This is a genomic window from Stenotrophomonas sp. Pemsol (genome assembly GCF_003586545.1).
GTDB lineage: Bacteria > Pseudomonadota > Gammaproteobacteria > Xanthomonadales > Xanthomonadaceae > Stenotrophomonas > Stenotrophomonas sepilia.
In genome coordinates this window covers 118460-141055 of the sequence record NZ_CP025780.1, presented here as the reverse complement: position 1 = coordinate 141055, position 22596 = coordinate 118460, and the positions used below count along the sequence as shown (strand labels likewise).

Genomic DNA, 22596 nt, shown 5'->3' with positions numbered 1-22596 from the left:
CGCGCCTATGGCGCCGCCCCCTGACTCAGGGGACGGTTGCCCGGACCGAGTGCGGTTGCCGGCCAGCGGCCGGCACTACCGAACGCCCTTACTTGCGCTGGTCGGCGCTGGCGTCGCGTACGGCGCGGAACGACTCGTCCTTGCTCCAGTTCGGCCAGGCACGGGAGTTGGCCAGCTGGTTGCCCAGCGTGTACAGCACTTCCAGGTCGCGGGCGGCACCGGCGAACACCCAGTCCGGCTGCCATTCGTCGCCCTGCTGGTGGTAACGCTTGGCGGTGTAGTCCTCGGAGGCTTTCTTGCCTGCGGCGACGCCACCGTCCACCCAGTCCTGGCCGGCCGACCAGGACAGCGCCGGCACGCCACGCTTGGCGAACGGGAAGTGGTCGGAGCGGAAGAACAGGCCCGCTTCCGGCTTCGGGTCCGGCGTGTAGCGGATGTCCCAGCCCTTGGCCACGTCCTTCAGCTGGTCCAGCAGCTCGAAACGCGCGGCACCGTAGATGCCGAAGTCACGCGACGGGCCGAACGGCGCCATGCCGTCCATGTTGATCACCGCCACGGTCTTTTCCAGCGGGTACAGCGGATGGGTGGCGTAGTACTCCGAACCCAGCAGGCCCTTCTCCTCGGCGGTGACCGCCAGGAACAGCAGCGAACGCTGCGGGCGCGTTTCCTTGGCGAAGCCACGGGCAAGCTCGAGCAGCGAGGCGGTACCACTGGCGTTGTCCAGTGCGCCGTTGAAGATGCGGTCACCGCGCGCGTCCGGCTCGCCCACGCCGATGTGGTCCCAGTGCGCGCTGTAGATGATCGTCTCATCCGGATGGCGGCTGCCTTCCAGGCGTGCGGCCACGTTGTGCGAGGTGATCACTTCGGTCTTCACCGCGTACTTCGCGTCCAGGCTGGCGCCGGTCAGCGGCACCGGGGTGAAGTCGCGCTGCTGCGCCTTCTTCTTCAGCGCCTCGAAGTCCTGCCCGGCGGAGCGGAACAGCTCCACGGCAAGGTCGCGCTGGATCCAGCCTTCCAGCAGCGGGTGGCTTTCGGCCGGGTTGTCGCGCACCACGTCGAACATCGTGTTGGTGTTGGAGCCGGCCACGGTGGCCCAGCCATAGGAGGCCGGTGCGGTCTCGTGCACGATCAGCACGCCCAGCGCGCCCTGGCGGGCACCTTCTTCGTACTTGTAGGTCCAACGGCCGTAGTAGGTCATGCCCTTGCCGTCGAAGTCGCCCTGGCCGGTCTCGAAGTCCGGATCGTTGATCAGTACGACGGCAATCTTGCCCTTCAGGTCCACGCCCTTGAAGTCGTCCCAGTTGCGCTCCGGCGCTTTCACGCCATAGCCGAGGAACACCAGCGGGGCCTTGCTGATGTCGACGTTGCTGGCGCCGTTCATGGCGGCGCGCACGGCAATCTGCTTGCCCTGCTCCAGCGCAACAGTCTTGCCGCCCTGGTGCAGCGCCAGCTGCGGTGTGCCGACGATGTCGCCCTTGCGCAGCGGCACGGCCTGGGTCCACAGGCGCTTGCCGTCCTTGAGGTCGCCGCCCGGCTGCAGACCGGCGTCGGCAAACTGCTTGCTGAGGTAGGCGATGGTCTTCTCTTCGCCGGCGGTGGCCGGCGAGCGGCCTTCGTAGGCGTCGGAGGCCAGTTCCTTGACGTCGGCGGAGATCCGCGCGCCATCGAATTTCGGGGTGGCCGCCATCAGTGCGCTCGACACTGACAAGGCCAGCAGGCCCAGTGCTACTCGCTTCATTGCTCTCTCCAGCAGGGAAATCTCTCTGGAGTGTAATGGGATTCGGCAGGGCTGCGCCCTGCACCCGCCGAAGCCAGGGCAGCAGCAACAGCTGGAGCAACAGCAACAGCAGAAGCAGGCATTCGGTGGGATGGCGGGGTGGGTCCGGTTGCGGGGGACGCCGTAAACCCGTCCTTGGGGGCTTGGCCGCGGCATTCATGCCGCGGACACCCCCGCAACCGGACCCACCCCGCCTTCGACAGATCTCTGCTGCTGTTGGTGGGTGTCGACCTTGGTCGACACGGACGGAAACACGAAGGGGTCAGAGCCCTTTCCCGGCGGGAAAGGGCTCTGACCCCATCTGTGTGTTGCTTGGGCGTGTTACCAGTTCGGGTCTTCGGCCGGGGCGGCAGCAGGCTTGGGCTTCGGCTTGGCGGCCGGGCGGGCGGCGGCTGCAGCCGGGGCGGTCGCGCCCGCAGCAGCGGCGGCAGCCGGCTTGCTGCCCAGCTTCTGGCGCAGTTCGATCTGGCCCGGACGGAAGCCGCCGCGCATCGCGTCAACGCCGTCTTCGATGGTGCCGTACGAGGTCTGTGCAGCCACGCGGTCGATGCGGATGGTGCAGCATGGGTGTTCGCTGCGGCCCAGCGAACGGCCGGTCTGCGGGTCCTTCAGTTCCTCGCCCAGGCGCACAGCCTGCCAGCGCTGGCCGGCCTGCACGGTGTCACCGCCCTGGCTCAGCACCACCTGGTCACCGTCCACCGACACCACCGACACCGGGAACAGCGTGGTGACGATGCTGGTGCCGATCTGGCCGGACAGCGATTCCATCATCGCCGCAGCCATGTTGCGGCCGTTGACCACACGCGGCAGGGTGCTCGGGCCGGTCGAGGCCAACTGGTGATCGAAGCTGTCGGACATCACCACCTGGCCAGTGGTGGCGTTGACCAGGCGCAGGGTGATGCGGCCGCCACCGGAGTATGAGGTCACCTGACGGTCGGACATGCGCAGGTTGCGCACGCTGCGCGGGTACTCGAAGCGTTCGATGGTCGGGATCAGGATCAGGTCGGTCGCCAGCTGCTGGCCGACGCGGGCAGTGTCCTGCAAACGCACGTTGCCGCTGTTGATGTGGTCGATCTCGGCCTGCAGTTCGTCGCCGAACTCGCGATCCAGCACGATGAAGCGCTGGGTCTGGGTCAGCGTGTCGGACAGGCGTGCGCGGATCGCGTCGGCCACTTCATCGGCGCTCACGCGGCCATCGCCCACGGCATAGCTGCCGGCCTTCGTACGCGGCAGCGCGACCACGATCTTCGGCTTGCCCTGCTCGTCCGGTGCGCGGTACTGGGCGATCTGGGCACGCACGCGTACCTTCCAGTAGCTGCGCATGCTGCGGTGGGTCACGTCGGAATCGAACGAGCTTGCGCCACGCTTGGCATCGACGCTGACCTTCTCGTCGTAGCGCTCCTTGACACTGGCCGAGGCACCGCCGCCCTTGGCCGTGGCTTCGCCAGAGGCGCTGGCAGAGGCCGAACCCTTGAAGCTCCAGCCTTCATCGCTGGCGCGCACGCGCGCGATGGTTTCCTCGTCCAGCTGCCGCACTTCGTCCTGCGACAGGATTTCATAGCCCAGCACCGCGCCCTGCGAGCCGGCGATCATCTGCTGGGTGAACGCGTCGGCGCGGATATCGCCGACGTGTTCGTCATCCACATCCACATGCAGGCCTGCACGCAGGCCCTGCATCTGGCTGGCCACGCGTACACCGTTGACCTGCGCCACCGCCGACTGCAGCGCCGCCAGCACCGCCAGTTCCGGGGTGCTGCCGATGCCGTCGGCCTCGCGCGCGACCTGGGTGGTGCCGCCGAAATCCGGCGTGCCACGCAGGGGCGCTGCTTCCACTGGCGCATTGCTGGCCAGTGCACTGGTTGCCTTGTCCTTGGCGGGTGTGGGCGCATCGGCGGCCGGGGTGTCCTGCTTGCCGCAGGCTGCAAGCAGCACGGCGGCCAGGCCCAGGCCGATCAAACGGGAGGTCGTACGCATGGGGTTGATCCTCGGATCAGATCGAGTCGAGCATCGAATCGGCGTTCGACGGCACCTTCACCTTGCTCTTCTTGGCGAAGGTCACGGCCGACTTGGTCGAGCCGTACAGGCCCTGGATGAAGCCCGGCGATTCCTTGGCCACCCATGCACCGGCAGCCAGTTTGCGGCCGACGGTGGCCATCTGGGTGGCGCCCAGGTTCTTCATGCCGGCGGTGAAGTTGCTGGCTTCGCCGCCCAGCTTCTGCGCTTCGGCAGCCGACGCCAGCAGCGAGACCAGGCCTTCGGCATAGTGCTGCTTGGATTCAGCGTTCAGCTCCGGCTGCGCGGCCTGGCGCTCGTCGATCGCGGCCTGGGCGGCTTCGCTGACCGACACCGACTTCTTCATCGCATCGACGCTGACCGAACCCGACGACAGCGCCTGGCGCTCGGCTTCCAGCAGCTGCACCTGCTCGGCCAGGCCGAAGGCACGGGCGAACGAGGTCTGGGCCTGCAGCGAGTGCGACTGCGAGCTGACGAAACGACGCACCAGTGCTTCCTGCGCGGCTTCATCCGGTGCGGCGGCGCTGGAGGCGCTGCTGCTGGAGGTACCGGTGGCGGCGCCGGCCAGGTCCTTCAGCTTGCCCAGGCCAGCGTGCGCCGGCATCGACAGGGTGGCGGCCGCGATGGCCAGGACAAGAGCGGTATTGCGGATCATGTGAGAGTCCTTTGGGAGAGACGGCCGCGGTGCGGCACGTGGGGAATCGGTGAGCCCCGGGGCGATGCCGAGCGCGCTCGGCACCCACCGGGGCGGCGGATCAGCGCACTGCCTTGACGTTCAGTTCGTTGATCATCTGCTGGGCGGCCTTTTCGGCAGCCAGCTGCAGTGCGTTGGTACGGGCCACGGTTTCATTCGGGCCGGTACCGGAGAACTGCACCGGGCCGACCGACGACACGGTGCGCGGGAAACGACCGGTCACATCCAGCACCTTGCCGGTGACGGTGACGAACACGCGGGTGTTGCCACTGGCCGGATCACGGTCGCGCATGCCGATGTCGAGGGTGCCGACGGCGATGTACGGAATGTTGGCCGCACGGATGCCGTTGGCGGTGTCACGCAGGGTGGCCGGGGCCAGGTCGTTGCCGGTGCTGAAGTCCTTGCGGATGCGCTCGATGCTGAGCAGGCCACGCGATTCGCCTTCCACGTATTCGGCTTCAACCACTTCGTAGCCCGCGGCGCTGAAGGCCCCGGTCATCGCGGTGTTGACCTCGGCGGCGTTGGCCACCTTCCAGGTGATGTTGTCGGCGCGCGCGGTGGTGCTGCCGCCGCTGGTGACCGACACCGAACCATTCTGGTTGATGCTGCCGTTGGTGCTGACCGAGTTGCCGCGGAAGCTGTCGCCCTCACGGGTGTTCTCGCTGTAGCTGCTGCTGGCGTCGACGCGGCGGTATTCCTTGTCCTGGAACGACTGCACGGTGTCCTGCGAGCGCGCCATGAACAGGAAGGTCAGCAGCGAGCGCTGCGCGGCGGTGGCACCGGCCACGGCCGAACCCGCATCCAGCTTGGTCTGCAGCAGGGTGGTGTTGATCTCGGCACGGACGGTGACGGTGTAGGTCTTGGCCTTCTTGTCTTCGGTGTCCGACAGCTGCACCGCGCTGAGCACGTAGCGGTCGATCTCGCCGATGAACTCGGCGCGGCGCGCTTCGAACAGGCGCAGCTTGGCCGCACCGGTTTCGGCGATGTACGCCTCCAGGGCATTGACCTTGGCCTTGTTCAGGGCCTGGGCACGGGTATCGGCACTCAGGCGCAGGCCGTAGCTGGCCGAGCCGGTGCCGCGCGAACTCGCGGTCTGCGCAGCGACCGGCGAGGCCACCACCAGCGCGATGAGGATGAGCAGGATGGTACGCATCAACGACATGACTTGATCAACTCCTGGAGGGCTTGGGTCTGCTGCTGCAACGGGCGGCCGCCCGGCTTCTGTTCGTCCAGCCAGGCGCGCGAATCGGCACGCTTGGCGGCGGCGCCGGCGAAGGCATCGAGCCCGGCCAGCAGGGTTTCGTAGCTGGCCGACCACTGGTCGACCTGCCACTGCGTGGCCGGAACCACCTTGGTGGCCCCCTTGCGCAGCGGCTGTTCGAAATAGACCTTCCCCGAGAACGGCTCGGTCACCTTGGCGGTGAAGAAGGCGCCGAACAGCATCGTCTTCATCGCCGGGGTTTCCTCGATCACGCCGTTCTTCAATGCATCGACCTGCAGGTTGATGACGTAGTCGGGTTCGGGAATCTTCAGCTGGTAGACCTTGCCGTCGGCAAAGCGGGCAGCCATCGCGCCACCGATCGCCTGGCCCGAGGCCGGCGGCAGCAGCCCGACGCCGGTGTTGGACGACAGCGTCTTGGACAGTTCATGGGCCAGCGTGGCGCGCAGCGGCGCTTCCCACTTCGGGTCGGGCAGCTTGGCGCGGACCGCGTCGGACAGGGTTACTCCACCGACCTGCAGACGGCGCACCGCCGCGTCGGGCAACCTGGCCTGGGCAAGGCTGGCCGCCAGCACCTGCGACAGGCTGGTATCGGCGCCGCCATACAGCAGATCGGCGACGATCGCGTCGATATCGTCGTTGTCCGGTCGGTAATCCTGCACGTCGATGCGCTGCAGCGTGAGCGGATAGGACGCGATCACCTGGCGCTCGCGGAAGTCGAAGAACAACGCCTGCAGCGCCACTTCCACCAGCACCTTGTACTGGTCACCGATCGGCTCGACCGAGACCAGTTCGCGGTCCAGCGCGGCGGCCAGCACGGTGGCGCTGGTGGTGCCGTCGAGCATCGCCACCGGCTGGTCGATCAGCTCCAGGTGGGCCGGTGCGCGGCGCTTGAGCGACTGCGCCAGCGTCTGGTTCAGCGGGACCAGGCCACGCCGTTCCAGCACCGCATGCGCATGCGGCGTGGTCGCCTGCACGGCGGCGGCGTCAGCGGTATAGGCAAAACCGGCCCAATAGGCCTGCTGCGATTTGTCCGCGGCCTGCACGGCCGTCGGCCATACGGCCAGGCACAGGGCACAGGCAAGCAGGCGCGCAAAAGCGCGCGATGCGCTCTTCGTCCTTGAATACATCCAACCGCTCCTCGGTCAATACGCACGGAATGCGGGCGCTGATGCGTCCGCTGGGCGCGAAACATAGCCGCTCAGGCGCGCGGCGACAAGTGCTGTCCTTGTCGGCTCAGTCCGTGGGGGGCAGGCCGGCCCGTTGCCGCAGCAGTCCGCGGTCGGCCTGGTTGTGGCTGAGCCGAGCCGCCTCGCCAAAAGCGTCACGCGCATCCTGCTCGCGCCCCAGTGCCTGCAACAGCTCGCCACGCACCACCTGCAGTGGCGCGTAGTCACGCAGGCGCGCGTCGACCAGCAAGGGCTGCAGTTGCGCCCACGCGGCGAAGGGACCGTCGCTGCGCAGGATCGCCACCACCCGGTTCAATGCCACCACTGGCGAAGGCTGCACCTGCAGAAGCTGTGTATAAAGCGCAGCAATGCGCGGCCAATCGGTGGCGTCAGCGCGACGCGCAGCCGCATGGCAGGCCGCGATGCGTGCCTGCAGCACGTAGGGATCCTGCCCGCCGCCTGCGGCCAGCGCACGTACCAGTGCCTGCTGACCACGTTCGATCTGCAGCCAATCCCAGCGCGCGCGGTTCTGCTGGTCCAGCAGCACCGGCGCGCCCTGCGCGTCCACCCGCGCCGCTGCACGCGAGGCCTGCAGCTCCATCAGCGCCAGCAGGCCCAGTACCGGCGGCACCGGCAACCGATGGGCCAGGATGCGGGCCAGGCGCAGCGCTTCCTCGCACAGTGCCGGGCGCATCCAGTCATCGCCGGCGCTGGCCGCATAGCCTTCGTTGAACACCAGGTAGATCGCCTCCAGCACCGAAGCCAGGCGCTCCGGCATCGCCTCCGCGCGCGGCACTTCATAGGGCACCTGCTTCTGCGCCAGGGTGCGCTTGGCGCGCACGATGCGCTGGGCGATGGTCGGTTCCGGCTGCAGGAACGCGCGTGCGATCTCCACGGTGGTCAGGCCACCGAGCAGGCGCAGGGTGAGTGCCACGCGCGCATCGGCCGGCAGCACGGGATGGCAGGCCACGAACATCAGCCGCAGCAGGTCATCGCCCAGATCATCCTCCAGCGCCTGGTTGTCATCGGGTGCCGGCAGCGCCGCCGGATGCAGTTCCTCGCGCCATTGCGCGTGCTGCTGCGCCACGCGCTGGTGCTGGCGCAGCACATCGATGGCACGGTTGCGCGCGGTGGTCATCAGCCAGGCTCCGGGGTTGTCCGGGATGCCCTGCTCCGGCCAACGCTCCAGCGCGGCCAGCCAGGTGTCCTGGGCCAGTTCCTCGGCACGGCCGACATCGCCACCGAGCAGCCGCGCCAGGCGCGCGATCAGCACTGGCGACTCCATCCGCCAGAGGGTTTCCAGACGCTGCGTCAGTGCGGGCTCGAGCATGCGCCGATCACAGCACGCACGCCCGGCCCGCACAAGCGCCGCAGCTCACGCTTCAACAATCGGCTTGAAGCCACTCCAGAACATGCGCCGGGTATCGAACGGCATGTCCTTCGGGCCCAGCGACGCCAGCCGCGGGTCGGCCATCACCTTTGCGTTGATGCGGTCGCGTGCCGCACGCGAGCGGAACACCACGAAGGCGACGATCACCGTCTCGCCCGGTTTCGCCTTGACCGCGCGCGGGAACGAGGTGCTCTTGCCCGGTTCCACATCGTCGGCCACGCATTCCATGTACTGCAGCGCGCCATGGTCCTTCCACACCACGCCGGCCTTGCGGGCAAGGCGGCGGTAGGCCGCCACCTTGTCCTGCGGGCACGGCAGCACGTACGCATCCACGTAAGCCATGAGGGTCCTCCCTTGCGGCGGCCGTCAGCCCGGCTCGCCGTCCATGTGTGCGATCTCCCAGAGATGGCCGTCCAGGTCCTGGAAGCCACGCTGGTACATGAAGCCGTAGTCGCGCGCCGGCTGCGGTTCGCTGGCGCCGGCAGCCAGGGCCTTGTCCACCAACTCGTCAACGGCCTTGCGACTGGGTGCCGAGAGTGCATTGATCACTTCGGTGTGGGTGTGCGCGTCGGCAATCGGCTTGTTGGTGAACTGCTGGAAAAAGGGCTGGGTCAGCAGCATCACGTAGATGCTTTCGCTGATGACCATGCCGGCCGCGTCGTCGTTGGTGTAGGTAGGATTGAAGCTGTAGCCCAGCGCGGTGAAGAACGCCTTCGACTTCTCCAGGTCCTGCACGGGCAGGTTGACGAAGATCATCTGCGGTTGTGGTGCACTCATTGGTAACGCTCCTTGCGGATGAAGAGGAAAGAGGGAGGGATCAGGGCTGCTTCATGCAATTGACCATCCACGGCTTGCCGTAACGGTCGATCAGCATGCCCCAGCGATGTGCCCAGAACGTTTCGGCGATCGGCATCTGCACCTGGCCACCTTCGGCCAGCGCAGCGAACACGCGTTCGGCTTCTTCGATGCTGTCGACGTCGACATTGATGGTGGTCGAGCCGCCCTCGCCACCGCCGGGACCGTCGGCCGCCATCACGATGGCGCTGCCGATTTCCAGCTGGCTGTGCGCAACGTGGTCGAGGGTTTCCGGCGGCATTTCGTTGCAGCCCGGCGAGCCATCGGAGGGCGGCATGTCGCGGTACTTCATTTCCGAGGTGACCTGGCCACCGAGTGCCTTGGCATAGAACGCCATTGCCTCGTGGGCCTGGCCGCTGAAGCCGAGGAAGGGAATCAGTCTCATGGCAATACTCCGTTGTGCGGTTCAGGGCGATAGTGCCGGGGCGTGCCCGGCAGGGAGAGGAATCGGATCAGCCTTCCAGCTGTGCACGCAGACGCTGTTCCTGCTGCTGTAATTCGGGGGTGAAGGCTTCACCAAAGTCTTCTGCGGAGATCAGCGGACGCAGTTCCAGCGTGCCGCCCTCGCCGAACGGCGCACGGCTGGCCCATTCAACGGCCTCGTCCAGCGACCGCACCTCCCACAGCCAGAAGCCGGCGATCTGTTCGCTGGCAGGACCGAACGGACCGGCCTCGACCTTGGGTGCCCCGCCGCCGAAATGAATGCGACGGCCGCGCTGGGTGGCGTGCAGGCCTTCACCGGCCAGCATGATGCCGGCCGCCACCAGTTGTTCGTTGAAGGCGCCCATTTCGGACAGTTCCTGTTCGCTGGGCATGCGGCCGGCTTCGGAGTCGGCGTTGGCCTTCACGATCACCATCACTTTCATTTCGGTCTCCCGTGGGACGCGTGGTGCGTGCCCTTCACTGGGTACAACGAACCAGGGGGCTGGGAATCGACACGTCCTCTGAAAATTATTTCTTCCGTGGAAAGCGCGCCTTCGGCGGAGGTCGGCGAACGGCGGAGCCCCTCCGCGGTGGTGTGGGTTGGTCGCGGAAAGCTGGTTTTCTGGGAGTGGGCCGGGCGGGCGGGGTTGGCGGGGACGCCGTGAACCCATCCGTGGGGGCTTAGCCGCGCCATCCATGGCGCGGATTGATCTGGCCCCCCGTCAGCGGACGCCAAGAAGCGATACTTTGATCGCACTTGGAGGTCCCTTATGTCCCGTATCACCCGTGTGTAAACCCACCACGTTGTTCAGCGGGATTCTGGAAATAGGCGGCTGGCTGCCGATCCCCATGTGGGGTCGGTGCCAGTTGTAGTGATGCAGCCATTCAGGTAGCACGGCATCGCGTTGCTCTGACGAAGCGTACTCGCAGGCGTAGGCCCATTCGCGCAAGCTGGTCTGGATGAAGCGCTCGGCCTTACCGTTGGTTCGCGGGGTGTAGGGCTTGGTCCGATAGTGCTTCATGCCCAACGAGGCGACGAGTCGAGCGAAGACGCCGGAGCGATAGCAGGCGCCGTTGTCAGTCAGGACACGCTGGAAGGTGACCCCCAGCGTCTTGTAGTACGCCAAAGCGGCCAGCAGCGCTTGGCAGGCCGTTGGGCCCTTCTCATCGGTGTGAACGCTGCTGAAGGCGACTCGGGAGTGGTCATCAATGGCCACATGGACATAGCCCCAGCCACCGCCGCCAGCATTGCCACGCCGATTCGGATCGACCCGGTGTCCGGGTCGGTGGAAGTTGCCGAGTTTCTTGATATCCAAGTGCAGCAAGCCGCCCGGGCTGTCGTACTCATACCGGACCGCCTTCTTCGGTGGGTCCAGAAGGCACAGGCGATTGAGTCCTCGTCGGCGCATCAGTCGTGAAATGGTGCTGTGAGCCACACCCAGTGCCTTGGAAATGGTCAGGTAGGTTTGCCGTTGACGTCGACGCTGGACGATCTGCTCTACCAGTGCCTCGGGGGTGCCATGGGGGCTGCGGCTGGGCCGAGAGCTGCGGTTCTGCAGCCCAATCAGGCCCTCGGCTCGATATCGGGCCAGCCACTTGTAAGCCGTGCGTACACTCACCCCGCAAGCCTGGGCGGCCTCTTCTGGCCGAAGGCCTTGCTCAGTGATGCGGCGGACAAGAAGTTCTCGACTAAACGGCGTCAAACGGGCATTTTTATGATGGTTCATCCGGGCTCTTTGGGGACTGGATAGGTGTGGTAACCACCATTTTCCAAAGATGCCCCGGATGAACAACCTACCGAGAGATCACAAGCCAGCCAGTCCATCGCTGCTTACATCCACGGCTTCTACAATCCAGCCCGGCTACACTCGGCGCTGGGCTACCACTCGCCTAACAACTACGCCCGGCAGCTCCGGGCTGCCGCCTGAAACGGCTTCATGGCGTCCGTTTTCAGGGGGCCAGATCAGTCCGCGGCATGGATGCCGCGGCTAAGCCCCCACGGATGGGTTTACGGCGTCCCCCGCCCCCCCTACCCACCCGGCCCACCCTCAGCAAACCCGCTTTCAGCGACCAACCCCACCCCACCACGGAGGGGCTCCGCCGTTCGCCGATCCCCGCCGAAGGCGCGCTTCTGCGCTGCAACATGCCCGTGCGCAATCCTGCGCGATCATGGACCCCCGCCCCCGCCAGGACCATGCCATGCAGCAGTACCTGCTTCTGATCTACATCGAGCCTGCCCTGCTGCAGGCCCTGCCCACCGAAGAATTCAACGCGCTGATGCGCGACTGCCTGGCCCATGCCGACAAGCTGCAGGCCGAAGGCACGCTGCTGGCCGCACAGAAGCTGCAGCCGGTCGATACCGCACAGACCCTGCGCGTGCGCGATGGACACAGCCGCGTGCTCGATGGCCCGTTTGCCGAAACCCGCGAGCTGCTGGCCGGCTTCAACCTGATCGTGGCGCGCGACCGCGACGACGCCATGCGCATCGCCCGCGACTTCCCGTGGGCACGCTTCGGCAGCATCGAAGTGCGGCCGCTGGAAGACATGGACGCCGAGCGCGAACGCTGCGGCGCCCCGGCTGCGGCTATGGCAGCAGCCGTACTCTGATCTCGCGCGGGCCGACGCCTTCGTTGCCGCTGTAGTCGCGCACGCTGGCACGCACGATGTACTCGCCCGGCGGCAACGCCGCCGGCTGCCAGCGTCCGGTTTCCATCAGGCCATCACGCACGGTGTTGGTGGCCAGGTAGCGGAACCGGGTCACCGCGCTGCCATGCACGGTGATGCCGCTGTCCGGTGCGTAGGCCACGCGCACCGCTTCCCGCTGCGGCGGCATGCGGTTGAACACGATGTTCCAGCGCGGCTGCTCGTAGCCCTGCAGCGGTTGTCCCGTAGCATCGAGGATCTGGTAACCCACCTGGTACATGCCCAGGCGGCGTCGTGGCAGATTGTTGTCGACCTGGTCCCAGGCCTCCACCACGATCTGCACGCCACGCCCCTGCCGCGCGACCATTACCACGCCATCGCTGCCTGCGGCCATCGGCTGGTCGTTGTCGTCCAGCAGTGCGACATCAGTGATGCGCGGTGCGAAGTGATCGGCGTAGTTATGGAAGCCAAGCGCCACCGCATTGGTCTCGAAACCACCGGTACCCACCGCCAGGTGCACGTGCGCCTGGTTGTTGATGCTGCCCAGGCGGTCACCCACATGGATGCGCATGCCACGCCGCACGCGCATCCGCTGCAGCTTGCCCTGCTCGTCGTACAACGCCTGCCAGCGCGCGTCGAACGGCACATCGCGCGGGGTGCGGCCGACGCGCATGTGGATGTACTTGAGGCGGTCCACCGCCAGGCCCTCGGCCTGCTCGCCCAGGTTCCAGGCTGCCACCGGACTGCTGATCTTGCCTTCGGCAATCGCCAGCACGGTCTGGCCCACATCACCGCGCACGTCGAAGCCGCCATGCAGGTGGTGGCGGCTCTCACCGCTGAAGTTGCCGCGCACTTCACCCAGGGTGCCGACCACTTCGTGCCAGCCGTCCTGCGGTGCGAGCGGCCAACGGCCGCCCGTCTTCGGCAGCGCGGCATCGGCGGCCGGGCCGACCAGTGCCGGCGCCGGCAGTTCGCCCACCGGCAGCGGACGCAGGCGATGCAGGCGGTAGCCTGCGGCGTCGGCCACCAGCACGCTGCCATCGGCATCCAGCGCCAACCCGCTCGGGCGGGCCAGGCGCGGCAGGCGGCCATTGCCGACCAGCGCGATCTGGTGGCCCTGCGGCGTCACCTGCACGATGCGGCCATCCATATCCCCCACGTACAGCACGCCGTCGTGGGTGGTGGCCAGCGACAGCGGCCCATTGATCACGCCACCGGCGGCGACCACGGTGCTGACCGTGCCATCGGTCCCCACCCGGCGCACGGCGTTGTTGAACAGATCGGCCACCAGCAACGCACCCTGCGCGTCGAAGGCCAGCGCCACTGGCGTATCGAAACGCGCAGCGGCGCCCACGCCATCGGCAAAGCCTGGCCGATCACCACCAGCCAGGGTGCGCACACTGCCATCGGTACCGATCACCCGGATGCGGTCATTGAACGTGTCCGCCACGTAGACCTGGCCCTGCGCGTCCACCGCAACGCCCATCGGTGCATCGAAGCGCGCCTGCGTGGCCGGGCCGTCGGCGTGGCCCTGTTCACCACCGGCCAACGTGGTCACCTGGCCATCGGTGCCGATGCGGCGGATCGCATGGTTGCCGGTGTCGGCCACGTACAGGTTGCCCTGCGCATCGCCGGCAATGCCCGAAGGCGTATTGAAGCTGGCCTGCAGCGCAGGGCCATCGACACGGCCCTCGCCCTGCCCGGCCACGGTTTCAACGCGGCCATCGGGCAGGCGGCGGCGGATCCGGTTGTTGTCACCGGCATCGGTGAAATAGACACTGCCATCGGTGCCGCGCAGCAGTGCATACGGGTCGGCGAAGCGCGCCTGCGCGGACGCACCGTCGCGGTCGCCGGGGTGACCATCGCCGGCCAGCGGCTCGATCTGCGCGGTCCAGGCCAGCGGCGTGGGCACCGGGCCGGCAGGGCCGGCCAGCGTTTTCAGCGGGGTATCCCACCAGGTTGCAGCCAAGCCCACCGCCGTTGCCAACGCCACCCCTGCCGCCATCCATTGCCACCGTGCCATCGTGTTGCGCTGCCTCTGCCTGCTGCTTGAAGAGGCACCGACAATAGACGCTGCGCGTGCGATCCGCCACGGCCGATCATGCGGCTGAACGCCAGGATTCGCTTCGTCGTGCTTGTCCTCGCTGGCCGTAGCAGGTTCAATGCGGTTCCCACGGATGGAGATTCTCCATGCCCCGCGCTCTCCCCCTCACCGCACTGCTGCTGGCCGCATTGGCCAGTGCGCCCGCCTCCGCTTCGATCACGGTGGCCCCGCAGAAGCCATCGGCCACCGCCGATGCAGTACACGCGGCGTACGCCACGCGTTGGGATGAAGCCATCCAGCAGGCACGCGACGGCAACACGCTGGGTGCGCTGATCAGCATGGAGCGGCTGATGGAAGATCCGTTGCTGGACGACTTCGATGCCGAGCATCGCGGCCGCGCCTCGCAGGTCGCCGGCTGGACCGCGCTGATGCAGAAGAAGCCGGACCAGGCCCGCCGCTACCTGCAGCGGGCGCAGGAGGCCCTGCCGGAGGATGCACAGATCCTGCTCACCCAGGTGTCGGTGGAACTGTCGGACAACCAGCCGGCCGCAGCCACCACTTTCCTGGTGAAGGCACTGCAGCACGCCGACGCACCGCTGCCGATCGATCACCACGCCATCAACTACCTGCAGTACCGCCTGCGTGAGCAGCCGCAGAAGCGCATGGACCTGCTGCAGGCGCTGTTTGACAACGGCTGGAAGAGTGGCGGCCTGGAACCCACCGGGCTGTGGCTGGCGCTGGCCACGCTGCAGGCCGACAACGGCCGTGGCGACAGCATTCCGGCCACGCTGGCGCGGATCGACAGCCCGGCCGAGATCATCCGCCTGCGCAGCGACAAGCGCTTTGATCGCTATGTCGATCGCGGTGACGCGCGTTTCGATCCGGTGCAGGCGGCACAGCGCCACCTCGATGAACTGCATGTTTCCGGCCTGCTCGACCGCGCACTGGACGCGCGCATGGCCGAGTTCAGCACCACCTTGCTGATGCTGGACCGCAACGAGGAAGTGCTGTCGTTGACCGAGGGCATGGCCGGTGCCGCCAGCAACGGCGAATCGCCTGCCGCCGCGGAGGCGGAATGGGTGGCCTGGCTGCTCAACAGCCGGCTCACCGCACTGCGCCGGCTGGGCCGCACCGATGAGGCACTGGCCACGGCGAAACAGGCCGCCCGCATCGGCGCGCTCGGCCCGGATGGTGTCGAGCACCAGATGAATGTCGGCTTCGTGTTCAGTTCGCTGGGGCGCATGCAGGACGCTGCGCAGGCCGTGAATGACATGCCGGGCCTCGCCGGTTACGGCAAGGCCGCACAGGCGCTGCTGCAGTTCGCCGCCGCCCGCGAGCGCGGCGATGCCAAGGCGCGCGATGCAGCACGCGCGGTGATCCTGGCCCAGCGCGACGATGCCCGCCTGTTCCATCGCGAAATGCTGCTGGAGGAAGGCGACCTGGACGGTGCCGCCGCCGTGCTGATCGAACAGCTGCGCTCGCCGGTTGAACGCGGTGAAGCCCTGGCCAGCCTGCAGGACATGCGCACCTATCCGTCATTGCCGGGCGATGTGCGCATCGATGCCGCGTGGCGTGCACTCAAGCAGCGTGCCGACGTGCAGGCGGAGGTGGCACGCGTCGGCCGCATCGAGCGCTACGACCTGGTCAGCACTTCCACCTCGCGCTGAGTCCCTGCTAGCGGGCTGGCACTTCGGTGCGGATGCCCATCGCTTCGCGGTAGCGCGCGTACAGCGCCATCACCTTGTCCACATAGGCCAGGGTTTCGGCGTAGGGCGGCACGCCCTTGTAGCGGGTGACCGCACCGATGCCCGCGTTGTAGGCAGCCGCCGCCAACGGGCGATCGCCGTTGTAACGGCGCAGCAGCGCGCGCATGTAGCGTGCGCCGCCCTCGATCGACTGCTGTGGCGAGAACGGATCGCGCACGCCATATTCCTGTGCGGTCTCCGGCATCAACTGCATCACGCCCTGTGCGCCCTTGGTCGAGACCGCCAGCGGATCGAAATTGCTTTCGGCATGGGCGATCGCGCGCAGCCAGGCATCATCGACGCCGGTGGCTTTGGCCGCGGCCTTGAACTGCCTGGCGTGCTGCGCGAGCTGCGGCTTGCCGACCTTGCCCAGGCCCTCGTGCGCCGGCTCGCCCGGCGGCGTGGCCACGGTGAACTTCAGGAATACCCGCGAGCCGGGCAGGTTGCGGGTGGAATAGACCAGCACGCCGTCCTGCTCGCGCTCGTACAGCACACCACTGAACACGCCCATGTTGCCCCACAGGTTCGGGGCCTGGATGGCGTTGTCGTCGATCTCCTTCGGCGTGCACCGCGATCCCGGCTCCGGTGCGGTGGCCAGGCTGACGGTGTTGCCCTGCACGCAGCGATAGACCGTGCGCGCGGCAGCCATCCCGGGCCACAGGATGGGCAGCAGCACCAGTGCAAGCAGGAGAGGTCGATGGGACATGGCGGCCGGATGATCCGGCCGCGCCCGCGAATGTTGGGTGAATGGGGGCCGGCAGGGCTACGCCCTGCACCCGCGGTAGTGCCGGCCGCTGGCCGGCAACCTCAACGGCAACGGCAGCGGCCGATTTCCTGCGGCTGACAGTAGATCCACGCCATGCGTGGATGAAACTCTCTGGAGACGATGGATCAATCGATGGAACGGAGACGTTGGATCACTTCGCGGCCCTCCGGCGCACCCAATACCCCGCGCCCAGCAGCACGAACCACACCGGGCTGGCGATCAGCGCCTGGCGGGTGTCGCCCTGCAGGCTCAGCAGCACCAGCACGGCGGCGAAGAACACCAGGCAGGCCCAGCACATGGCAACGCCGCCGGGCATCTTGAAGATCGAGGCAGCGTGGCGCTCCGGGTAGCGGCGGCGATAGGCCATGTAGGCCACCAGGATCAGCGACCAGACGAAGATGAACAGCACCGTGGCCAGCGTCGTCACCAGGGTGAAGGCGGTCACCAGGTTCGGAATCAGGTAGATCAGCAGCGTGCCGCCCAGCAGGCACAGGCACGAGAACAGCAGGCCTCGGGCGGGCACGGCAGCGCGTGACAACTTCGACAGCCCGCGCGGGGCGTGACCCTCTTCGGCCAGGCCGTACAGCATGCGGCTGGTGGAGAAGATGCCACTGTTGGCCGAGGACGTGGCCGAGGTCAGCACCACGAAATTGATCAGGCTGGCGGCGGCGGGAATGCCGGCCAGCACGAACAGCTGCACGAACGGGCTCTTGTCCGGCACCACCTGGCGCCACGGGGTGACCGCCATGATCGCGATCAGCGCCAGCACATAGAAGATGATGATGCGCACCGGGATCGAGTTGATTGCCTTGGGCAGGTTGCGCTCGGGATCGGCGGTTTCGGCGGCGGTGGTGCCGACCAGCTCGATGCCGACGAAGGCGAACACCGCAATCTGGAACCCGGCGAAGAAGCCGACCAGGCCCATCGGGAACATGCCACCGTCATTCCACAGGTTCGACAGCGACGCGGTGTGGCCGCTGGGTGAGGTGAAGCCCCACGCCACCAGCCCGGTGCCGGTGATGATCAGCGCACAGATCGCCACGATCTTGATCAGCGCGAACCAGAATTCCATTTCACCGAACAGCTTCACCGTCACCAGGTTCAACGCCAGCAGCAGCATCACGCAGGCCAGCGCCGGTTTCCAGGCCTCAAGCCCGGGGAACCAGAACTGTGCGTAGGCGGCAATCGCGATCACGTCGGCAATCGCGGTGACGATCCAGCAGAACCAGTAGGTCCATCCACAGAAGAACCCGGCCCACGGGCCGAGCAGGTCGGTGGAGAAGTCGATGAAGGATTTGTACTGCAGGTTGGACAGCAGCAGCTCGCCCATCGCACGCATCACGAAGAACAGCATCGCGCCGATGATCAGGTAGACGAAGACGATGGACGGGCCGGCCAGGCTGATGGTCTTGCCCGAGCCCATGAACAGGCCGGTGCCGATGGCACCGCCGATGGCGATCAGTTGCAGGTGGCGGTTGGACAGGCTGCGGCGCAGGTGCTCGGGGGGCGTGGCGGGCTCGGTCATGGGCGCGGGAAGGGGCGGGCGAAGCGTTCGACGGTAGTCCTCCGCGGCGCCGAGCGCCAGCGCCAGACGGCCCCATTGCGTCAAATCAGGCCGCTTTCACCACAATGTGACCGAATACCGTATTGATCCCATTCCGCCCGGCCCGGTGCCATGCTCAGATAGCCGCACCTGCCCAAGGACCGGCCCGACCATGCGCCCTGCCCCGCCCGCCCTGCTGGAGCCCCGGCCATGAGCCGCCTGCGCGTCATCATCGGCGGTACCGCACTGGCCCTGCTGGCCGCTGCGGTGCCGATCGCGGTCATGGCCTACGCCACCTGGGACCGCGCGGTCAGCGTCGAACAGCAGCGCCTGCGCGACATCGCCGATCGCACCCTGCGCCGCTCCGACCTGTCCTACCAGGAGGCGCTGGCGGCGCTGAAATCCGCCGAAGCCGGTGCCTACGTGTCCTGCAGCCCCGAGCACATCCGGCGCATGCAGACCCTGGTAATGACCACCCCATCGATTGACCAGATGGGCTACTTCGAAGGAGGCAAGCTGCGCTGCACCTCCTGGGGGCCGTTCCTGTCGGATGTGGATCAGCCCAGGCCGGACCACGTCACCAGCGACGGCGCCGGCATCGCAGTGGACGTGCGCCCGGAAATCAGCGGGCGACGCCAGGTACTGGCGATCCTGTATGGGTCCTACGACGCTCTGGTGGACCCACGCCGCTTCGTCGATGTCATCGCCGACCCGAATGTGCGGCTGGCACTGGCCAGCCCCGATGGACGCCTGCTGGCCAAACAGCCCGGCCTGGAACCGGACCTGCTGCAGGCACTGCTGCGCGACCCGGGCGAAGGCCTGGACCACACCACGCTGTTCGCTACCGCGCGCAACGAGGAATGGCTGGCCGTCGCCACTACGCCGCGCACCGCGCTTGCCGCGGCCTTCCGCCAACAGGCCTGGCTGTACGTGCCGGCCGGCCTGCTGCTGGCCGCCGCCGGGGCCGGCCTGGTGATCTGGCTGTCGCGGCGCCGCCTTTCCCTGCGCGGCGAACTGGCCACCGCCATCCGTCGCCGCGAGCTGTACCTGCATTACCAGCCGATCATCGAACTGGACACCGGCATCTGCGTCGGCGCCGAGGCGCTGGTGCGCTGGCAACGCCCGGATGGCACCCAGGTGCGCCCTGACCTGTTCATTCCACTTGCCGAAGAGGCCGGCATGATCGCCGACGTCACCGACCTGGTGATCGAGAACGTGGTGCGCGACATGCGCGAGCTGCTGGTCGCCGACCGCAGCGCGCACATCGCGATCAACCTCGCCGCCGAAGACATCAGCAGCGGTCGCGCCCTGAAGATGATCTCCCGGCACATGGCCGGCAGCGGCATCCTGCCGCAGCAGATCTGGATGGAGGCCACCGAACGTGGCTTCCTCGATCTGGACCGCGCGCGCACCATGCTCGCCGCCGCCCGCCGCGCCGGCCACAGCGTGGCCATCGATGATTTCGGGGTTGGCTTCTCCAGCCTGCAATACCTGCAGCAGCTGCCACTGGATGCGCTGAAGATCGACAAATCATTCATCGATGCGATCGGTACCGAAAGCGCCACCAGCCCGGTCACGCCGCACATCATCGACATGGCCAAGGAGCTGGGCCTGTGGGTGGTGGCCGAGGGCGTGGAAACCGAAGCGCAGCTGGCCTACCTGCACAGCCGGCATGTGGAATTCGGACAGGGCTGGCTGTTCTCGCGGCCGTTGCCGCGCGATGAGTTCGTCGCCTTCCATCAGAAGCGGCAACAGCAGTACGGCGCTGCACGCGAACACATGCAGAACCCGCGCAGCGTGCCGATCGAGCAGGTACCGCTGGATTAGCAAGGCAAAAGCAAGGCCCACGGTAGTGCCGGCCGCTCGCCGGCACCGCGTCATCACTGATCAATAGCTACGCCCACGCCTTCGGCCGTGCCAGCAACCACGCGGCGGTCACCGCCAGCAACAGCAACGGCAGCCATCCCAGCTGGCGTGGGCCGCTGGCCTGCAGCAGCACCCCGCCTGCCACGCCGCCGGCCGCAATGGCCAGGTTCCAGCCGGTCACCAGCATCGACTGCGCCAGGTCCGCAGCGGCCCCGGCGCGCCGTGCCAAGGCGGTCTGGAACAGGGTCGGCACGGCGCCGAACGCCACGCCCCACAGGATCGTCGCCAGCAGCAGCGCGCTCGCCACGCCTGGCCACACCAGCAAGGCCAGCACCGGAACGATGAAACCGATCACCGCCGCCCACACCAGCGCATGCAGTAGCGATCCACGCCCCAGCCGGCCATCGCGATGCCAGCAATCGCCGCCATGCCGAAAGCAAGCAGCAGCCGGTCCAGCCACGCACCGGCACCCGCGTCGACGGCCAGCGGCTCGATGTAGGTGTACAGCACGTTGTGCGCCAGCACGTACAGCGCCATCACCAGCAGTGCACTGCGTACACCGGGCAGGCGCCACACGGTCGCCAGCGAAGTGCGTTGCCCGGCCCCAGCGGCCGGCAGCGCAGGCAACGCCCAGCGCGCGTAGGCCAGCAGCAGCAGACCCAGCACGCTCATCAACGCGAACGCCCAGCGCCAGCCGATCTGCTGGCCAAGCAGCGTTCCGGCCGGCACCCCCAGCGACAGCGCCAGCGGCGAACCGACCATCGCCACTGCGATGGCCCGTCCCTGCAGCGACGGCACCACCATGCGTGCGGCGTAGCCAGCCACCAGCGACCACAGCAATCCACCGCTCACACCGGCCAGGAAGCGCGCAGCCAGGATCAGCGCGTAACTGCTGCTCAACGCGGTCAGCGTATTGACCACCACGAAGCCGGCGATGGCCGCCAGCAGCAGCGGACGCCGTGGCAGGCGCTGGGTCAGCGCGGTCATCGGCAGTGCGGCCATCACCGAACCCAGCGCATACACGCTCACCAGCTGGCCGACCGCCGCATCACTCACGCCCAGGCTTTCGCCCATCGGCCGCAGCACACCCGCCGGCAGGGTCTCGGTCAACAGGGTGATGAAGCCGCCACCGGCCAAGGCAAGCAGGCCCGCCCACGGCAGGCGCGTGGCCTCGCCGGCCGGACTGGCGGCATCGATGGCATGGCCGCTCATCGCGTAGTCTCCAGGTCGGCATAGACCGCGTCGCGCAGTGCATCGACAAAAACGCCATCCATCCCTTCGTACAGGGTGTTGGTCAGCGCCACCACGCTCAGCCCACGCGACGGGTCGACAAACCAGCTGTGCCCGTAGGCACCGCCCCAGCGCCAGCTGCCTTCGCGCTGTGGTGTGCCGCTGGCGGCGGCATCGCGCAGTACCGCAAAGCCCAGCCCGAAGCCCCAGCCGGCCGGTTCCGGCGGCCCCTGCTCGCCCACCTGCGGGCTGGCTATCTCTGCCGCCAGCGCGGGCGGCAGCAGGCCAGAGCGCTGTACGTCGCGCAAGGCCTCGAGCACCGCCATCACCTCATCGGCGGTACCGACCAGGCCGGCGCCGGCCGAAGCGAACCGGCTGGCGTCGGTGGCACGCGCAAGGCTGTACTCAATGCCCACCGTGCCTTCGAACGGCGCGACCACCTCCCCTTCCTGCAGGCGATGCGGCCGCGGCGCGTCGCTCACATACGGCGTGGCCAGCCGTTCTGCATCGCGCGTGGCGAACACGGTGTCGCGCAGGCGCAACGGGGCAGCCAGCAGACGCTGGAACAGCGCCTGCAGCGTTTCACCGGTCGCGGCTTCGGCCACCGCACCGGCCACGTCCACGCCCAGCGAGTACAGCCACTGGCTGCCCGGTGCGAACAGCAGTGGCACCTGCGCGATGCGGCGCACGTTCTCGGCCAGGGTCAACGGGTTGGCGTCCATGCCATCGCTGACGCCAGCGCGCGCGTAGGGTCCCTCCGCATCCGCCTCCAGGAAGCGATAGCCCAGTCCGCTGCTGTGGCTGAGCAGCTGGCGCAGGCTGATCGGCGGCGTGCTGCCATCGGCCAGCGCCGGGCGGAAGTCCGGCAGCCAGCGCTGCACCGGCACGTCGAGGTCGAGCACGCCTTCAGCCACCAGGCGCAGGATCACCGTGGCCAGCAACGGCTTGCTGACCGATGCCAGCCGGAACAGCTGATCGCGCTGCATCGGCCTGGCCGACTCGCGGTCGGCCAGTCCGCTCGCGCTGGCATGGCGCAGCACGCCGTGCTCGCGCACCAGCACCACCGCACCAACCAGGCGCAACGGATGGACCTGCTGCAGCAGCCGCTGCACCGAAGGCAGCGTCGGTGCAGGTTCAAGGGAAAGAGCGGCATTCATCATGGTGATCCGTGGGGAGAGGCCCGCCACGTTAGGCAGCGCGCGGCGCTGCAAAAAGCCGG

17 protein-coding genes and 2 pseudogenes are annotated in these 22596 nt (G+C 67.6%); 3 read left to right on the top strand and 16 right to left on the bottom strand.

Features of this window, described 5'->3' with window-relative positions; translation table 11 throughout:
• Positions 1-88: 88 nt before the first annotated feature.
• From PEM_RS00650 to PEM_RS00600, 11 genes and pseudogenes are all read right to left on the bottom strand, one after another.
• The gene (locus tag PEM_RS00650) at positions 89-1738 is read right to left on the bottom strand and encodes a M28 family metallopeptidase (RefSeq protein ID WP_111129462.1); all 1650 of its coding nucleotides are present in this window, start codon (positions 1736-1738) and stop codon (positions 89-91) included.
• 360 nt (positions 1739-2098) lie between these two features.
• Positions 2099-3751 carry a CsgG/HfaB family protein gene (locus PEM_RS00645; RefSeq protein ID WP_111126875.1) on the bottom strand — a complete coding sequence of 551 codons (1653 nt, stop codon included), beginning with the start codon at positions 3749-3751 and terminating at the stop codon, positions 2099-2101.
• Between the two features lie 16 nt (positions 3752-3767).
• The gene (locus tag PEM_RS00640) at positions 3768-4445 is read right to left on the bottom strand and encodes a hypothetical protein (RefSeq protein WP_005415096.1); all 678 of its coding nucleotides are present in this window, start codon (positions 4443-4445) and stop codon (positions 3768-3770) included.
• A gap of 100 nt (positions 4446-4545) precedes the next feature.
• On the bottom strand, positions 4546-5646 hold the full coding sequence (locus PEM_RS00635; RefSeq protein WP_032953880.1) for a hypothetical protein: 1101 nt from the start codon (positions 5644-5646) through the stop codon (positions 4546-4548).
• The gene (locus PEM_RS00630; RefSeq protein WP_005415094.1) at positions 5637-6833 is read right to left on the bottom strand and encodes a hypothetical protein; all 1197 of its coding nucleotides are present in this window, start codon (positions 6831-6833) and stop codon (positions 5637-5639) included. The genes PEM_RS00635 and PEM_RS00630 overlap by 10 nt, the downstream gene beginning before the upstream one ends.
• A 106-nt stretch (positions 6834-6939) precedes the next feature.
• On the bottom strand, positions 6940-8202 hold the full coding sequence (locus PEM_RS00625) for a sigma-70 family RNA polymerase sigma factor (RefSeq protein WP_111126873.1): 1263 nt from the start codon (positions 8200-8202) through the stop codon (positions 6940-6942).
• A 45-nt stretch (positions 8203-8247) separates the two neighbouring features.
• Entirely contained in the window at positions 8248-8604 is a 357-nt protein-coding gene (locus tag PEM_RS00620; protein WP_111126871.1) for a DUF1428 domain-containing protein, read from the bottom strand.
• 24 nt (positions 8605-8628) lie between these two features.
• Positions 8629-9039, bottom strand: a complete 411-nt coding sequence (locus PEM_RS00615; protein ID WP_005415091.1) for a VOC family protein — start codon at positions 9037-9039, stop codon at positions 8629-8631.
• A 40-nt stretch (positions 9040-9079) separates the two neighbouring features.
• Positions 9080-9502: a VOC family protein gene (locus PEM_RS00610; protein WP_005415090.1), complete on the bottom strand. Its 423-nt coding sequence runs from the start codon at positions 9500-9502 to the stop codon at positions 9080-9082.
• Between the two features lie 67 nt (positions 9503-9569).
• Complete coding sequence (locus PEM_RS00605; protein ID WP_053500761.1) at positions 9570-9983, bottom strand: YciI family protein; 414 nt, start codon at positions 9981-9983, stop codon at positions 9570-9572.
• A gap of 342 nt (positions 9984-10325) precedes the next feature.
• Positions 10326-11267: pseudogene (locus PEM_RS00600) on the bottom strand (IS481-like element ISStma12 family transposase); the annotation flags it as partial.
• A 472-nt stretch (positions 11268-11739) separates the two neighbouring features.
• Between PEM_RS00600 and PEM_RS00595 the strand changes: the two are divergent.
• A complete protein-coding gene (locus tag PEM_RS00595) occupies positions 11740-12147 on the top strand; it encodes a YciI family protein (protein ID WP_053499021.1) in 408 nt (135 codons plus the stop codon).
• On the opposite strand, the gene PEM_RS00590 is transcribed toward PEM_RS00595, so the two are convergent.
• Complete coding sequence (locus tag PEM_RS00590; protein WP_111129575.1) at positions 12125-14206, bottom strand: gluconolaconase; 2082 nt, start codon at positions 14204-14206, stop codon at positions 12125-12127. The two genes, PEM_RS00595 and PEM_RS00590, sit on opposite strands and share 23 nt — an antisense overlap.
• 167 nt (positions 14207-14373) lie before the next feature.
• Here PEM_RS00590 and PEM_RS00585 point away from each other — a divergent pair, with 167 nt between their 5' ends.
• The gene (locus tag PEM_RS00585) at positions 14374-15894 is read left to right on the top strand and encodes a hypothetical protein (RefSeq protein WP_119706057.1); all 1521 of its coding nucleotides are present in this window, start codon (positions 14374-14376) and stop codon (positions 15892-15894) included.
• A 7-nt stretch (positions 15895-15901) separates the two neighbouring features.
• Here the strand turns inward: PEM_RS00585 and PEM_RS00580 are convergent, their stop codons facing one another.
• Both PEM_RS00580 and cycA read right to left on the bottom strand, forming a co-directional pair.
• Positions 15902-16678, bottom strand: coding sequence for a lytic transglycosylase domain-containing protein (locus PEM_RS00580; protein ID WP_005415084.1), 777 nt, complete (start codon positions 16676-16678; stop codon positions 15902-15904).
• A gap of 211 nt (positions 16679-16889) precedes the next feature.
• Complete coding sequence (gene cycA, locus PEM_RS00575; RefSeq protein WP_111129577.1) at positions 16890-18263, bottom strand: D-serine/D-alanine/glycine transporter; 1374 nt, start codon at positions 18261-18263, stop codon at positions 16890-16892.
• Between the two features lie 228 nt (positions 18264-18491).
• Here cycA and PEM_RS00570 point away from each other — a divergent pair, with 228 nt between their 5' ends.
• Complete coding sequence (locus tag PEM_RS00570; protein WP_111174934.1) at positions 18492-20108, top strand: EAL domain-containing protein; 1617 nt, start codon at positions 18492-18494, stop codon at positions 20106-20108.
• Positions 20109-20175: 67 nt separating this feature from the next.
• On the opposite strand, the pseudogene PEM_RS00565 reads toward PEM_RS00570, so the two are convergent.
• A pseudogene (locus tag PEM_RS00565) lies at positions 20176-21359 on the bottom strand (MFS transporter).
• A complete protein-coding gene (locus PEM_RS00560) occupies positions 21356-22534 on the bottom strand; it encodes a serine hydrolase domain-containing protein (protein WP_111174933.1) in 1179 nt (392 codons plus the stop codon). Before PEM_RS00560 ends, PEM_RS00565 begins: the two are co-directional and overlap by 4 nt.
• Positions 22535-22596: the final 62 nt, after the last annotated feature.